Source organism: Gaiella sp. (genome assembly GCF_035558935.1).
GTDB lineage: Bacteria > Actinomycetota > Thermoleophilia > Gaiellales > Gaiellaceae > Gaiella.
On the sequence record NZ_DATMBZ010000113.1, the window covers coordinates 18,312 to 32,830 of the forward strand.

15 protein-coding genes and 1 pseudogene are annotated in these 14,519 nt (G+C 71.1%); 14 read left to right on the top strand and 2 right to left on the bottom strand.

Annotation, left to right across the window (positions count from 1 at the left end):
• The first annotated feature begins 147 nt into the window (after positions 1-147).
• Entirely contained in the window at positions 148-2,304 is a 2,157-nt protein-coding gene (locus VNM44_RS10820) for a heavy metal translocating P-type ATPase (protein WP_325625887.1), read from the top strand.
• Positions 2,304-2,591 carry a metal-sensitive transcriptional regulator gene (locus VNM44_RS10825; protein ID WP_325625888.1) on the top strand — a complete coding sequence of 96 codons (288 nt, stop codon included), beginning with the start codon at positions 2,304-2,306 and terminating at the stop codon, positions 2,589-2,591. Before VNM44_RS10820 ends, VNM44_RS10825 begins: the two co-directional genes overlap by 1 nt.
• A 56-nt stretch (positions 2,592-2,647) precedes the next feature.
• On the opposite strand, the gene VNM44_RS10830 is transcribed toward VNM44_RS10825, so the two are convergent.
• Positions 2,648-3,499, bottom strand: coding sequence for a hypothetical protein (locus VNM44_RS10830; protein WP_325625889.1), 852 nt, complete (start codon positions 3,497-3,499; stop codon positions 2,648-2,650).
• A gap of 39 nt (positions 3,500-3,538) precedes the next feature.
• Between VNM44_RS10830 and VNM44_RS10835 the strand changes: the two genes are divergently transcribed.
• From VNM44_RS10835 to VNM44_RS10860, 6 genes are all read left to right on the top strand, one after another.
• Entirely contained in the window at positions 3,539-4,219 is a 681-nt protein-coding gene (locus tag VNM44_RS10835; RefSeq protein WP_325625890.1) for a zinc metallopeptidase, read from the top strand.
• A 9-nt stretch (positions 4,220-4,228) separates the two neighbouring features.
• Positions 4,229-5,371, top strand: coding sequence for a CapA family protein (locus tag VNM44_RS10840; RefSeq protein ID WP_325625891.1), 1,143 nt, complete (start codon positions 4,229-4,231; stop codon positions 5,369-5,371).
• A gap of 65 nt (positions 5,372-5,436) precedes the next feature.
• Positions 5,437-5,751 (top strand): hypothetical protein, encoded by a 315-nt coding sequence (locus VNM44_RS10845; RefSeq protein WP_325625892.1) that lies wholly within the window; start codon positions 5,437-5,439, stop codon positions 5,749-5,751.
• On the top strand, positions 5,735-6,316 hold the full coding sequence (locus VNM44_RS10850; RefSeq protein ID WP_325625893.1) for a hypothetical protein: 582 nt from the start codon (positions 5,735-5,737) through the stop codon (positions 6,314-6,316). Before VNM44_RS10845 ends, VNM44_RS10850 begins: the two co-directional genes overlap by 17 nt.
• The gene (locus VNM44_RS10855) at positions 6,313-7,620 is read left to right on the top strand and encodes a copper resistance CopC/CopD family protein (protein WP_325625894.1); all 1,308 of its coding nucleotides are present in this window, start codon (positions 6,313-6,315) and stop codon (positions 7,618-7,620) included. Before VNM44_RS10850 ends, VNM44_RS10855 begins: the two co-directional genes overlap by 4 nt.
• A gap of 12 nt (positions 7,621-7,632) precedes the next feature.
• Positions 7,633-8,664, top strand: coding sequence for an NAD-dependent epimerase/dehydratase family protein (locus tag VNM44_RS10860; RefSeq protein ID WP_325625895.1), 1,032 nt, complete (start codon positions 7,633-7,635; stop codon positions 8,662-8,664).
• Here VNM44_RS10860 and VNM44_RS10865 read toward each other — a convergent pair.
• Positions 8,661-9,635: a zinc-dependent alcohol dehydrogenase family protein gene (locus VNM44_RS10865; protein ID WP_349258032.1), complete on the bottom strand. Its 975-nt coding sequence runs from the start codon at positions 9,633-9,635 to the stop codon at positions 8,661-8,663. The two genes, VNM44_RS10860 and VNM44_RS10865, sit on opposite strands and share 4 nt — an antisense overlap.
• A 21-nt stretch (positions 9,636-9,656) precedes the next feature.
• Here VNM44_RS10865 and VNM44_RS10870 point away from each other — a divergent pair, with 21 nt between their 5' ends.
• From VNM44_RS10870 to VNM44_RS10895, 6 genes and pseudogenes are all read left to right on the top strand, one after another.
• Positions 9,657-10,820: an aminotransferase class V-fold PLP-dependent enzyme gene (locus tag VNM44_RS10870; RefSeq protein ID WP_325625897.1), complete on the top strand. Its 1,164-nt coding sequence runs from the start codon at positions 9,657-9,659 to the stop codon at positions 10,818-10,820.
• 49 nt (positions 10,821-10,869) lie between these two features.
• Positions 10,870-12,525: a formate--tetrahydrofolate ligase gene (locus VNM44_RS10875; RefSeq protein WP_325625898.1), complete on the top strand. Its 1,656-nt coding sequence runs from the start codon at positions 10,870-10,872 to the stop codon at positions 12,523-12,525.
• A 40-nt stretch (positions 12,526-12,565) separates the two neighbouring features.
• A complete protein-coding gene (locus VNM44_RS10880; RefSeq protein ID WP_325625899.1) occupies positions 12,566-13,360 on the top strand; it encodes a thymidylate synthase in 795 nt (264 codons plus the stop codon).
• Positions 13,361-13,367: 7 nt separating this feature from the next.
• Complete coding sequence (locus tag VNM44_RS10885) at positions 13,368-13,859, top strand: dihydrofolate reductase (RefSeq protein ID WP_325625900.1); 492 nt, start codon at positions 13,368-13,370, stop codon at positions 13,857-13,859.
• Positions 13,856-14,305 carry a GreA/GreB family elongation factor gene (locus tag VNM44_RS10890; RefSeq protein ID WP_325625901.1) on the top strand — a complete coding sequence of 150 codons (450 nt, stop codon included), beginning with the start codon at positions 13,856-13,858 and terminating at the stop codon, positions 14,303-14,305. Before VNM44_RS10885 ends, VNM44_RS10890 begins: the two co-directional genes overlap by 4 nt.
• Positions 14,302-14,519, top strand: a pseudogene (locus VNM44_RS10895) (aspartate aminotransferase family protein); the annotation flags it as partial. The gene VNM44_RS10890 and the pseudogene VNM44_RS10895, both read left to right, overlap by 4 nt.

Genomic DNA, 14,519 nt, shown 5'->3' on the forward strand with positions numbered 1-14,519 from the left:
TTGAATTGCAAGCCTCAACGAGTCGGCCGACTGGACGGGTGTGGGCGGCCAAGGTCGTCACGTTCTGACGAATACCCCAAGAGGGTATACTTGGGGTAACCGGAGAAGCGAAGGAGCCATGGACCCACGTCAGGGCGAGGCGTCGTGATGGCTGTCACGACGGCCGAGAAGCAGCAGCTGCGACTCGACGTCGACGGCATGACCTGCGCCTCGTGCGCGGCGCGCATCGAGCGCAAGCTGAACAGGCTCGACGGGGTCGAGGCGACCGTCAACTACGCGACCGAAGCGGCCGCGGTCACCTACGACCCGTCTGCGGTCTCGGTCGACGACCTCATCGCGGCCGTCGAGAAGGTCGGGTACCACGCCGCGCTGCCCGACGGGACCGCCCCCGCTCGCGATCTCGCGCAGGCGATCAAGACGAGGCTCGTCGTCGCCGTGCTCCTCACGGCCCCGCTGACCGTCGTCGCGATGGTGCCCAGCCTCCAGTTCGACGGCTGGGAGTGGCTTGCGCTCGTGCTCGCGACGCCCGTCGTCTTCTGGGCCGGGCTCGGCTTCCACCGCGCGACGCTCCTCAATGCACGCCACCTGGCGGCGACGATGGACACACTGATCTCCGTCGGCACGATCGCGGCCTGGACCTGGTCGGCCGTCGTGCTCGTCGGCGGCATCGACGCGCACACGTACTTCGAGGTCGCCGCCGTGATCACGACGCTGATCCTCCTCGGCCGCTGGCTCGAGCTCCGCGCTCGCAGCCGCTCCGGCGAGGCGATCCGCGCGCTGCTCGAGCTCGGCGCGAAGGAGGCCCGCGTCGTGCGCGACGGCGAAGAGACGCTCGTTCCGGTGGAGCAGCTCCGGGTGGGCGACCTGTTCGTCGTCCGTCCGGGCGAGAAGCTCGCGACGGACGGCGTCGTCGTCGAAGGGCTGTCCGCGATCGACCAGTCGATGCTCACCGGTGAGCCCGTGCCGGTCGAGGCCGGGCCGGGCGCGGAGGTCGCCGGCGCCACGATCAACGCGTCCGGGCGTCTCGTCGTCCGCGCGACGAGGGTCGGCGCGGACACCGCACTGGCGCAGATCGCCCGGCTCGTGGCCGAGGCGCAGGCAGGGAAGGCGCCCATCCAGCGTCTCGTCGACCGGGTCTCGGCCGTCTTCGTCCCCGTCGTCCTCGGTATCTCCCTGCTCACGCTCGCGGGGTGGCTCGTCACGAGCGGGGACGTCACGGACGCCTTCACGGCCGCCGTCGCGGTGTTGATCATCGCGTGCCCGTGCGCCCTGGGCCTTGCGACGCCGACCGCGCTACTGGTCGGCACCGGGCGTGGCGCGCAACTGGGGATCCTGATCAAGGGGCCTGAGGTGCTCGAGCAGACGCGGCGCGTTACGACGGTTGTGCTCGACAAGACGGGGACGGTGACGGAGGGACGCATGTGGGTCGAGGAGGCGATCCCTGCGGAGGGTGCGGATCACGAAGAGTTGTTCCGCCTCGTCGGTGCTGCCGAGGCCGCGAGCGAGCATCCGATCGCAGCGGCGATCGCGGCGCACGCCGGTGAGGTGGTCGGGCGGCTGCCCGGCGTCGAGCGCTTCGCGAGCCAGGCGGGCGTCGGCGTCGAGGCGGTCGTCGACGGACGGACGGTCGTCGTCGGGCGTGCCGTTCGGCTCTGTGGTGTGCTGGCGGCTCGTGCCGCGGAGGAGGAGGCACGCGGGCGCACGGTCGTGCCAGCCGAAATCGACGGGGTCGCGGCCGGGATCTTTGTCGTCGCGGACCGCGTCAAGCCGACGTCGGCCGAGGCGATTCGCGAACTGCGCGAGCTCGGCCTCGAGCCCTTCCTGCTCACCGGCGACAACGAGCGGACAGCGCGGACCGTCGCCGAGGAGGTCGGGATCGAGCGCGTGCAAGCGGACGTCTTGCCGGGCGACAAGAGCGCTGCCGTGGAGGCCCTGCAGGCGGGGGGCGAGGTCGTAGCGATGGTCGGCGACGGCGTCAACGACGCGCCGGCGCTGGCCCAGGCCGACCTCGGTCTCGCGATCGGAACGGGGACGGACGTCGCGATCGAGGCAAGCGACCTGACGCTCGTGTCCGGGGACCTCCGCGCCGCCGTCGACGCGATCCGCCTCTCACGGCGGACGCTCGCGACGATCAAGGGCAACCTGTTCTGGGCGTTCGCCTACAACGTCGCGGCCATCCCGCTCGCGATGGCCGGGCTTCTGAGCCCCGTCGTCGCCGCCGCCGCGATGGCCTTCTCGAGCGTCTTCGTCGTCACCAACAGCCTGCGGCTGCGGCGCTTCCATTCGATCCGGGAGGTCACCTGATGCACGGATACGCGAAGGACAAGGAAGCGCTCACGAAGCGCCTGCACCGCATCGAGGGGCAGGTGCGCGGGATCGAGCGGATGATCGAGGAGGATCGCTACTGCATCGACGTCCTCACGCAGGTCGCCGCCGTGAAGACGGCGCTCGAAGGCGTGGCGGCGAAGCTGCTCGAGGACCACGTGACGCACTGCGTCGCCGAGGCGCTCGCGTCCGGCGACCCCGACGTCGCGGGCGAGAAGAGCGAGGAGCTACTCGCCGCTGTGCAGCGCTTCTCGCGCACCAGGTAAGACGGCGTCGAGGAGAGGGGCGAAGCTGAAGCCACGCCCGCGAACGCCAGGCGGCGCTACGTCGCGAGCGCGAGGGCGACGAGCGCGGGCAGCACGATCCAGACGCCTGCCATGAGCACGATCGAGACGGCGGCGAACTTGCGGGTCCCGTCCCGCGGCGGCCGGCCGCAGTTGCCGACCGAGTCCCAGACCGCCTGCACCGGCTGCCGGGTCGACAGCCGGATGCGGTTGCTCGCCATGGCGCTCCCTCGCAGCACGACCCAGGAGAGGCCGACTCCGACGGCGACGCCGACGAGCCCGACCAGCACCGCGACCCACCAGTCGGAGAACGTGAAGCCGGTCATCAGCCGCCAGATCGTCGCCACGAGCGGGATCAGGAGACCTGCGATCACGAACGAAGGCACACCGATCTCGCGCGAGCGCATGATCTCGACGAGCGAGCTCGCGTCGAAGCGCGCGGGACGCAGAAGCTTGAGCTCGGTCGAGTTCGAGGGCGCCTCCATCTCGCGCAGCCAGTAGAGGTTTCGCAGCGAGACGGCCACGTCCTTGACGTACGACACGACGAGGTAGCGCGCAACGAGCTCGACCAGCCATCGCACGACGTAGCGCAGCGGACCGAGGCCGCCGCCGGCGCGCGAGCCGTGGAAGCCGTGACGGCGGAGGCTCTCGAGCGCCTCGATCGCGCGGCGGTGGTCGGCGTCGAACCGCTCCGGGCGCGCGAGCGGCGACCTGCGGGCGAGCTCGGCGAGCATCTCCCGCTCGCGTGGCGAGGAGACGTCGAGCTCGTCGAGGAACGTCGAGATCGCGTCGTCGTCGCCGGAGAGGAGCCGCAGCCGTTCGAGTGGGTTGTCGAGCGCTGCGCCGACCTGCAGCTCGCCCCTGTCGGCGCCGTGGGAGATGCCCGTCACGGTGGGGTCGATCGTACGTCGTTGTTACGCTTCCTGGAAATGAGTGGCTGGGGCCTCTACTTCGTCTTCCTGATTCCGCCGCTGATCATCGGCTTCGTCGTCCAGGCGTGGCTGAAGAAGACGGTTGCGGCGAACATGCAGGTCGCAGTCGCAAACGGCATGACCGGCGCCGACATCGCGCGGCAGATCCTCGACCGGAACGGGCTGCACGACGTTCCCGTCGACACCTCCCCGGGCGGGCCGCTCTCGGATCACTACGACCCCCGGAAGAAGTCGGTGCACCTCTCGGAGCCCGTCTACGGCGGCCGCTCGGTCGCCTCGACGGCCATCGCTGCGCACGAGGTCGGGCACGCGATCCAGCATGCGAAGGCATACGCGCCGTTCCGCCTGCGCTCGGCGATGTGGCCGGCCGTCGCGTTCGCCTCGCAGGCCTGGCTCTTCCTCCTGATGATCGGCCTGTTCGCCCAGATCACCGGGCTCATGACCTTTGCGGTCATCCTCTTCGCGGTCGTCGTCCTCTTCCAGCTCGTCACCCTGCCGGTCGAGTTCGACGCCTCGCGACGGGCGATGGCGCAGATCAGCGACCTGGGCCTCGTCTCGACCGGCGAGTCGCAGGGCGCGCGCAAGGTGCTCACCGCCGCGGCGATGACGTACGTCGCCGGTGCGCTGGCCGCGCTCTCGCAGCTCGCGTACTGGCTGCTCATCCTGAGCCGCAGGTAGCTCCTCTCCGTGCGGGTGATCGCCCTGATCGTGCGGGCCGGCGCCGTCGTGGCCGCCAGCGCGTTCGTCTTCTCGCTGCTCGTCGACAGCGGGTCGCAGCCCGCGACCGCGGGGCCGGATCTCGCCTCCGTCACCAAGCCGGCGCCGAAGCCCGCCCCGAAGGCCCGCACGACCGCGAAACGCACGACGCCGAAGGTGCCGGAGGGCGTCGTCGCGATCGTCGCGACCGGCGACATCGTGATGGGCTCGACGCCGAATCTCCCGTCCGACGGCGGACGCTCGTTCTTCTCCGACGTGCAGATCGACCTCGCGGGCGACGTTGTCCTCGGGAACCTCGAGGGGACGCTCTCGACCGGAGGCGGGTCGAAGTGCGGGAAGGGCTCGACGGACTGCTTTGCGTTCCAGACGCCGCCGTCGTACGCGCGCTGGCTCCAGCAGGCGGGCTTCACGGTGATGAACCTTGCGAACAACCACGCCTTCGACTTCGGTCCCGACGGGCTCCGCCAGACGACCGACGCGCTGTCGGGTGTCGGCCTCCGCTGGACCGGCCGGCCCGGCCAGATCGCGGTGCAGAAGGTCGGCCCGATCCGCGTCGCGCTCGTCGGGTTCGCTCCCTATCCGTGGGCGCAGTCGCTGACGGACATCGCCGCCGCGAAGCGGCTCGTGCGCAGGGCGACGCGAGAGGCAGACGTCGTCGTCGTCACGATGCACGCGGGGGCCGAGGGAACGAGCCGCCAGCACCTGACACGCAGGAACGAGCTCTTCCTCGGCGAGAACCGCGGCAACCCCGTCCGCTTTGCCCACGCGGTCGTCGACGCAGGCGCCGACCTCGTGGTCGGCCACGGCCCGCACGTGCTGCGGGGAATGGAGTGGTACCGCGGACGCCTGATCGCGTACTCCCTCGGCAACTTCGCCGGCTACAAGGTCTTCTCGCTCGGCGGGCCGCTGTCGACGAGCGGGATCCTGCGCGTCACGCTCCGCGGGGACGGGCGGTTCGAGACCGGTCGCCTCGTGGCGACCCACCTGGTCGGCGCGGGTCTTCCCGCGATCGACGCGGGCGAGACGGCCCACGGCGTCGTCCGGACGCTCTCACGCCAGGACTTCGGTGCGCGCGGAGTGAAGATCTCGGCCGACGGCATCCTCTCGCGCTAGACGCTTGCCGTTTGCGCTCGCGGGGCGCGCCTGTGCAGACTTGCACACGAGGCGATTCTCCCGATGTGGCCGTGAACGAGCTCGTCACCTCCCGTGCCCAGCCTGCGGATCAGCCGCGCACCGCGCGGAAGACGCTCCGCGTGGTCGCGGTCGAGGCGCTCGGGCCGCTGACGATCCTCGGTGGGATCGTCTGGGCGTTCGCGCAGCCGTACCGGATCACGTTCTTCTACCCCGACGGGAAGGGTTTCTGGGATTGGGCCGTGCAGCCGCCGCTCCTCGTCGTCGTGGTCGGCCTCCTCTTCTCGCTGCTCGTCGCTCCCGGCCTCGTCGACGACCTGGAGCGGTCGGGCTCCGAGCGCGGAGATGCAGCCGCGCGCTGAGATCGCGCACTGGCTCTTCGCCGGCGGCTTCCTCTTCGTCGGGCTGGTGCTCCTCGCGGAGGCGATCGTCGGGCGTGCCGTCTTTCGCCACCGGGCCTGGCGCGCGTGCCTCTGGCCGTCGCTCGCGCTCATGGCCGGTTCCTGGCTCTGGCTGATCGCGATCTTCTCGACGTTCTCGACTCTCCATCTGGTCGCGCACTCGGTATGGGCGCAGGCCGCGACCGCGGCGGGCGCCGTGCAGCTCGCCGTCGTGCGCGGACGGTTGCACTCGCAGTACTGGTCGCTCGTGACCGCCGGCGCCCTCCTCGTCTCCGGCGCCTCGTTTCTCGTGCACGAGCAGAACGGCTGGCTGTTCGCCCGCTCGGCGTTCCTCCATCACCTGATCGGCTGGACGCTGGTCGTCGCGTCGGTCTTCCCGCTGGGTGAGGCCCTGCGGCCACGCCGTGCCGTGTGGGCCTACGGGTTCGCGGCGACGTGGGTCCTGCTCGCCGTGATGCTCTTCGCGGATCGCGACGTCGCGCCGATCTTCGGGCACCTCTCGGAGCTCGCCGGCGGCAGGCCGTGAGACGCGCGCTTCTCGGCGTCCTCGCGATCGCCCTGGTCGTTCCCGCCGCCGCGTCGGCGCACGCGACGATGAAGGAGGCGACGCCCGCCGAGCAGGGCCGTGTCGAGACGCCGCCGAAGGAGGTCACGCTCCGCTTCGACCAGTCGGTCGTCCCCCCGGCGGACGCGATCGTCGTCCTCGGCGCTGACGGAAAGAACCGCGCCGGGGCGATCACGCAGTCGGACCGCGACACGATCGTGCGGGCGCACGTGATGGGCCTCGTGAAGGGCGAGGCGTACACCGTGCGGTGGCGCGTGGTGTCGGCCGACGGCCACGTCGCCACCGGCGTCTTCACGTTCGGGGTCGGCGTCGAGGCCCCGCCTCCTACGGAGGCGGTCGGCTCGTCGGGCATGACCTGGCGCGACGACGTCGCCCGCTGGGCGCTCTTCGCTTCGCTCGCGCTGATGATCGGCGTCGTCGGGATCCGCCTGCTCGTGCTGCCGCGCGTTGTCGACCCGCGCGTGGAGCGCCGCGTCCACCTCCTCGGCACGCTCGGGGCCTTCCTCGCGTTGAACGCAGGCATCGCGGGCTTCGTGATCCGCTCGGCGAACGCCTTGCAGGTGTCGGGGGTCGACCTCCTCTACGCGGATCTCTCGCCCTTCGCAGAGTCGACCCGCTTCGGGACGGCCTTCATGGTGACGACCCTCGGCTTCGGCGTCTGCCTCACGATCCTCGCCGTCGCGTGGGTGCTCGACAGCGCGACACTCCGTTGGCCGGCCTTCCTCCTCGCGCTCGTGCTCGTGTGGGGCTATCCGCTCTCGGGGCACCAGGCGACCGAGCCGAACTCGACGGCCCTCGGCGAGATCGCGGACTGGGTGCACCTCGTCACGGCGATGCTGTGGGTCGGCGGCGTCGTGACGCTCGCGCTCGTCGTGTGGCCCCTTGCGCCCGACCTCCGGCGCGCCGCCTTCCTGCGGTTCTCGAGGATCGCCGTCGTCCTGATCGGCCTCCTCCTCGTCGCCGGGACGGTGGTGGCGATCGAGCGGCTGCCCGAGGTCGCCGACCTCTGGCAGACGTCGTACGGGCGCACGTTGCTCGTGAAGATCGGGCTCGTGCTCGTGGCGCTCGCCTGGGGCGGCTTCCATCACACGTTCGTCCGTCCGCGGCTCGAGCGCGGTGAGATGCCGCGCAGCGTCGGCCGCAGTCTGCTCGCGGAGAGCGCCGTCGCCATGGCGGTGCTGTTCGCGGCGGCCGTTCTGGTCAACGGAGCGCCGCCACCGGTCGAGACGGGCTCGACCAGCGCCCAGCCTTCCGCCGGCCGCTAGGTTTCCGCGCCGGTGCTGGTCGCGATCTCCGGCGGCGCGGGCTTCCTGGGCCTGCATCTCGCACGACGGCTCGTGGCCGGCGGCCACGAGGTACGCACGCTCGACCTCGCTCCGCTCGACGACGCCGCCCTCGAGGGACGCGTCGAGGAGCTGCGCGGCGACGTGCGGCGCACGGCCGACGTGCGGCGGCTGGTCGCCGGGGCCGACGCGCTCGTCCATGCCGCCGCGGCGTTGCCGATCCAGGTGAGTCGGGCGGCGATCCGCTCGGTGAACGTCGAGGGCGCCGCCGTGACGTTCGCCGCCGCGGCCGAGGCGGGCGTCGGGCGCGTCGTCCTCATCTCCTCGACAGCCGTCTACGGCGTTCCCGAGCGCCACCCGATCCACGAGGACGACCCGCTCGTCGGCGTGGGCCACTACGGCGAGTCGAAGATCGAGGCCGAGCGCCTGTGCGAGGCGTTCGCGCGCCGCGGCCTCGAGACGGTGATCGTGCGCCCCAAGACCTTCGTCGGCCCTGAGCGCCTCGGGGTGTTCGAGATTCTCTTCGACTGGATCCGCGAGGGCAGGCGCATCCCGATCCTCGGCGACGGGTCGAACCGCTACCAGTTGCTCGCGGTCGAGGACCTCGTCGACGCGGCCGTCCGGTGCCTCGACGCTCCCGTCGCGGGCGAGGCGCTCAACGTCGGCGCGGGCACATTCGGCACGGTGCGCGAGGACCTCGAGGGCCTGATCGAGCACGCCGGCTCGGGCTCGCGGCTGCGTCCCGTCCCCGCCCGACCGGCGGAGGTAGTGCTCCGCGGCCTCGAGCTCGCGCACCTCTCGCCGCTCGCCGAATGGCACTACCGAACGGCCCACAAGGACTCGTTCGTGTCGATCGACAAGGCGCGGGGCCTGCTCGGGTGGGAGCCGCGGCTCTCGAACGTCGAGACGCTCTGCGCGACCTACGACTGGTACCTCGACCACCGCGCCGAGCTCCGCGACGTAGGTCTCACCCACCGCGTCCCGTGGGACCAGCGCGCGCTCGGCCTGCTGCGGCGAGTGTCCTAGGGAACGAGCACGAGCGCACCGCGGACGTCGCCGGCGCGGAGGCATGCAAGCGCCTCGTTCGCACTCCCCAGCGGCAGCTCCTCGACGCGAGTCTCGACGGGAACCAGAGCGGCGATGCGGAGGAACTCCTCGCCGTCCGAGCGCGTCAGGTTCGCGACCGAGCGGACGACGCGCTCGCCCCAGAGGAGCTCGTACGGGAACGACGGGATGTCGCTCATGTGGATCCCGGCACAGACGACGCTGCCGCCCTTCCGCACGTGTCCGAGTGCCGTGGGGACGAGCTCGCCTGCAGGCGCGAAGAGGATGGCCGCGTCGAGCTCGGCCGGCGGCCGCGTCGCCGTGTCACCGGCCCACGTCGCGCCGAGCGAGCGTGCGAACGCCTGCGCGTCGTCGTCGCCGGACCGGGTCAGCGCGTAGACCTCGCGTCCCTCGTGCAGAGCCACCTGGCAGACGATGTGCGCCGCCGCGCCGAAGCCGTAGAGCCCTATGCGGGCGGCGTCTCCCGCGACGCGGAGCGACCGGTAGCCGATCAGGCCCGCGCAGAGGAGAGGCGCCGCCTGAACGTCCGCGAAGCCGTCCGGCACGGGGAAGCAGAACCGCTCGTCGGCGACGCAGAGCTCCGCGTAGCCGCCGTCTGTGTCGTAGCCGGTGAACCGGGCGCGGTCGCACAGGTTCTCGCGTCCGGTGAGGCAGTAGGCGCATTCGCCGCACGTCCACCCGAGCCACGGGACGCCGACACGGTCGCCCGGCTCGAATCGGCCGCGGCTCGACACGACCTCGCCGACGATCTCGTGGCCGAGGACGAGCGGCAGCTTCGGGCGGGGGAGCTCGCCGTCGAAGACGTGCAGGTCGGTGCGGCAAACGCCGCAGGCGCGCACGCGGACGAGGGCCTGCCCAGTGCCGGGCTGCGGATCCGGAAGCTCCGCCTGCTCGAGCGGCGTGCCGGCGGCCCGCAGCACCATCGCCCTCATCGCGTCTCTACATTGCGCATCGTGCGCGATCTCCTCGACTACCGCTCCGAGTTTCCCATCCTCGAGCACACGACCTACCTGATCAACCACTCGCTCGCGGCGATGCCGCGCCAGGCGGAGCAGCGTCTCGCGGAGTACGCACGCATGTGGCGGGAGCGCGGGATCCGCGCCTGGGGCGAGGGGTGGTGGACGACGCCCATGACGGTCGGAGACCAGGTCGGGCGGATCGTCGGCGCGCCGCCCGGCTCGACGGTGATGCACCAGAACGTCGCCGTCGCGGAGGCAGTCGTCCTCTCGTGCTTCTTCCCGATCGACCCGGCGCGGAACCGCATCGTCTACGAGCGGGGCAACTTCCCCTCCGTGCGCTACCTCTACCAGGCCCAGCCCGGGCTCGAGGTGGTCGTCTGCGAGGAGCGCGAAGCCGGGGCGATCGTGGACGCGATCGACGAGCGGACGCTCCTCGTCCCCATCAGCCACGTCCTCTTCAAGACGGCGGAGATCCAGGACGTCGAGCCGATCGTCCGGCGCGCCCACGAGGTCGGCGCGCACGTGATTCTCGACTGCTACCAGTCGGCCGGCATCGTGCCGCTCGACGTCACCGCGCTCGGCGTCGACTTCGCCGTCGGCGGCTCCGTGAAGTGGCTCTGCGGCGGGCCGGGCAACGGCTGGCTCTACGTCCGTCCCGACCTCGCGGAGCGCCTCGAGCCGACCTTCACCGGCTGGCAGGCGCACGAGGCGCCCTTCGGCTTCGAGGAGGAGATGCGCTACACGACCGGCGCGGCGCGCTTCCTCACGGGCACGCCGAACGTCCCGGCCCACTACGCCGCGACGGCGGGCTACGACCTGATCGAGGAGATCGGCGTCGAGCGGATCCGTGCCAACTCGCTCCGGCAGACCCAGCTTCTGATGGATCTCGCCGACCGAGCCGGCTTCGACGTGCGGAGCCCACGCACCGCGGAGCGCCGGGGAGGCACCGTCACCGTCCACGTGCCCGAGTTCCCGGCGGTCCACCGCGAGCTCGCCGGACGGCAGATTCTCTGCGACTTCAGGCCGGACGCCGGGATCCGGCTCGGGCCGCACTTCTTCACCTCGGACGACGAGCTCGAGCTCGCGATCGACCAGATCGGCGAGATCGTCGAGACCGGCGCGTACGAGCGGCACCTCGGCGCCGTCGCCGAGCACTGAGATATATCTCTCGCCCGACACGCAACCCCCACGCTGGAGGAACCGACCGATGCTCTCGAGTCTCGAGATCGCCCAGGAGGCGACGCTTCGCCCGATCGCCGACGTCGCCGCCGAGGCCGGAATCGAGCCCGACGAGCTCGAGCTGTACGGCCGGTACAAGGCGAAGGTCGACCTCTCGATCCTCGAGCGGCTCGCCGACCGGCCGGACGGCAAGATCGTCAACGTCACGGCGATCACGCCCACGCCGGCGGGCGAGGGCAAGACGACCACGTCGGTCGCATTGACGCAGGGACTCGGACAGCTCGGCAAGCGTCCGGTGCTCGCGCTGCGCGAGGCGTCGCTCGGGCCGGTGTTCGGGATCAAGGGCGGCGCGGCGGGCGGCGGTTACACGCAGGTCGTGCCGATGGAGGACCTGAACCTCCACTTCACGGGCGACCTGCACGCGATCACCGCCGCCAACAACCTCCTCTCGGCGCTGATCGACGCGCACCTGCTGCACGGCAACGAGCTCCGCATCGACCCCCTGACGATCTCGTGGCGCCGGTGCATGGACATGAACGACCGTTCGCTCCGCGACATCGTCACGTCGCTCGGCGGCCGCGTGAACGGCTACCCCAGGCAGACCGGGTTCGACATCACCGCCGCGAGCGAGATCATGGCGCTCGTCGCCGTCGCCCGCGACCTCGGCGACCTGCGTGCCCGGCTCGGCCGCATCACGGTCGGACAGACATTCGAGGGCGAGCCGGTCACGGCCGAGCAGCTGAAGGGGGCCGGCTCGATGACGGTGCTCCTCAAGGATGCGATCAAGCCGAACCTCGTCCAGACGCTCGAGGGACAGCCGGCGTTCATCCACTGCGGGCCGTTCGCGAACATCGCGCACGGCAACAACTCGCTCGTCGCCGACCGGATCGGGCTCAAGCTCGGCGAGTACCTGATCACCGAGTCCGGTTTCGCCTCGGACATGGGGATGGAGAAGTTCTTCGACATCACCTGCCGGATCGGCGGTCTTCGGCCGAGCGCCACGGTCCTGGTCGCGACCGTCCGCGCGCTCAAGCACCACGGCGGGAACATCGACGGCGGGATGGCCGAGATCCAGGGAGGGGCGGCGAATCTCGCCCGCCACATCGGAATCATCAAGCACTTCGGGCTGAACGCGGTCGTCGCCGTCAACAAGTTCCCGACCGACACGAACGATGAGGTCGAGCTCGTGAAGCGGCTCGCGCTCGAGCACGGCGCGTACGCGGCCGAGGTCAACGCCGGCTTCGAGCAGGGTGGCAAGGGCGCGACCGCGCTCGCCGAGGCCGTCGTCGCCGCCGCCGACGAGCCGAACGACTTCCGCTTCGCCTACGCGTACGACGCGCCGATCGAGGAGAAGATCCGCGCGATCGCCACGAACGTCTACGGCGCCGACGACGTCTTCCTGCTCAAGACGGCAAAGGACAAGGCGAAGGCGTTCGAGGCATCAGGTCTCGGGCAGCTGCCGATCTGCATGGCGAAGACGCACCTCTCGCTCTCGCACGACGCGACGCTCCTCAACGCGCCGACCGGGTTCACGGTCACGGTCCGTGACCTGCGCCCGTACACCGGGGCGGGGTGGATCGTGGCGCTCTGCGGCGACATGCAGACGATGCCGGGGCTCGGGAAGGCGCCGGCTGCCTTCTCGATCGACGTCGACAAGCACGGGAACATCGTGGGCTTGTTCTGAGCCCGAGGCTCAGTCCCCTGCGGTTGCTACCGTCGGCCGCATGGAGCAGTACCTCGACCTGCTGCGCCGGACGCTCGACGAGGGCGTCCGCAAGGAGGACCGCACCGGGACCGGAACGCTCTCGGTCTTCGGCCACCAGATGCGCTTCGATCTGCGCGACGGGTTCCCGCTCGTGACGACGAAGAAGGTCCACATCCCCTCGGTCGTGGCGGAGCTCCTCTGGTTCGTCCGCGGCGACTCGAACGTCGAGTGGCTCCACGAGCACGGCGTCACGATCTGGGACGAGTGGGCGGACGCGGACGGCGATCTCGGGCCGATCTACGGCGTCCAGTGGCGCTCCTGGCCCGCCCCCGACGGTCGCCGGATCGACCAGCTGGCCATGGTGATCGAGCAGCTCCGCGAGGAGCCCGAGTCGCGGCGCCACGTCGTGAGCGCCTGGAACCCGGCGGACATCCCGCGCATGGCGCTCGCGCCGTGCCACGCCTTGTTCCAGTTCTACGTCGCCGACGGGCGGCTCTCATGCCAGCTCTACCAGCGCTCGGGCGACCTCTTCCTCGGCGTCCCGTTCAACATCGCCTCGTACGCGCTCCTCACGCACATGGTGGCGCAGGTCACAGCTCTCGAGGTCGGCGACTTCGTCCACACGCTCGGCGACGCCCACCTCTACTCGAACCACCTCGACCAGGCGCGCGAGCAGCTGACGCGGGCGCCGCGCCCCTTGCCGGAGCTACGGCTCGACCCGGCGTGCACGTCGATCGACGCGTTCGAGCCGGCCTCGGTCGAGGTCGTCGGCTACGACCCACATCCGGCGATTCGGGCTCCGATCGCCGTCTGAGGACGCAGTGCCGGTCACGATCGTCGCCGCCGTCGCGCGGAACGGCGTCATCGGCGTCGACGGCGGGCTGCCGTGGCACCTGCCGGACGACTTGCGGCGGTTCAAGGAGCTCACGCTCGGGCACGTCCTCGTGATGGGCCGGAAGACGTACGAGTCGATCGGCCGCCCGCTCCCCGGACGGACGACCGTCGTCGTCACGCGAAGCGCCGAATGGGATCCGGGCTCCGGCGAGGTCGTGGTCGCGTCGGGCGTCCCGGAGGCGATCGAGGCCGCGGCGGCGATCGACGACGAGGTCTTCGTCGTCGGCGGCGCCCAGGTCTACGCGGCCGCGCTTCCGCTAGCGGACCGCCTCGAGCTCACGTTCGTCGACGACGAGCCCGAGGGCGACACGACCTTTCCGCCGGTCGCCTGGGACGACTGGGTCGAGCTCCGCGGGGAGGAGGGCGACGGGGTCGCGTACGTCGCGTACGAGCGGAGGCCGGTAGCCTCAGCCGGATGAGCGACGACGGCGAGGTGCTGACCAGCGAGCAGATGGAGGCGCTCCAGACGGAGCTCGCCGAGCTCGAAGGGCCCCGGAGAGCGGCTGCGATCGAGGCGATCGCGACGGCACGCTCCTTCGGTGACCTCTCCGAGAACTTCGAGTACCACGCCGCCAAGAACGAGCAGGGCCTGCTCGAGGCGCGCATAGCAAAGCTCCGCTCGCGGATCTCGGGGGCGACCGTCGTCGACCACGACACCGACGACCACGTCGGGCCGGGCTCGATCGTCGAGATCGCCGACGACCAGGGCGACGTCATGGAGATCACGATCTCGTCGGTCGGCGGCGTCTCGCCCGACTCCCCCCTCGGGTCGGCGCTGATGGGCAAGGGCGTCGGGGACGTCGTAGCGGTCGAAGCGCCGCGCGGGTCCTGGCAGGCGACCGTGCGCTCGATCCGCCGGGCGTGACCGCCGTCTCGAGCGGCATCGCCGTCCACGAGCGGCTCCCCGCCCTCGTGCGCCGGGAGGAAGAGCGGTTCGCCCGCGAGCATCCAGGCTCCCGCGAGCTGGCCGCGAAGGCCCGCCGGCACCTGCTCGCCGGGGTCCCGATGCACTGGATGGCGAAGTGGCCCGGGGGCTTCCCGGTGTTCGTCGCCGAGGCGCACGGCAGCCGGTTCACGGA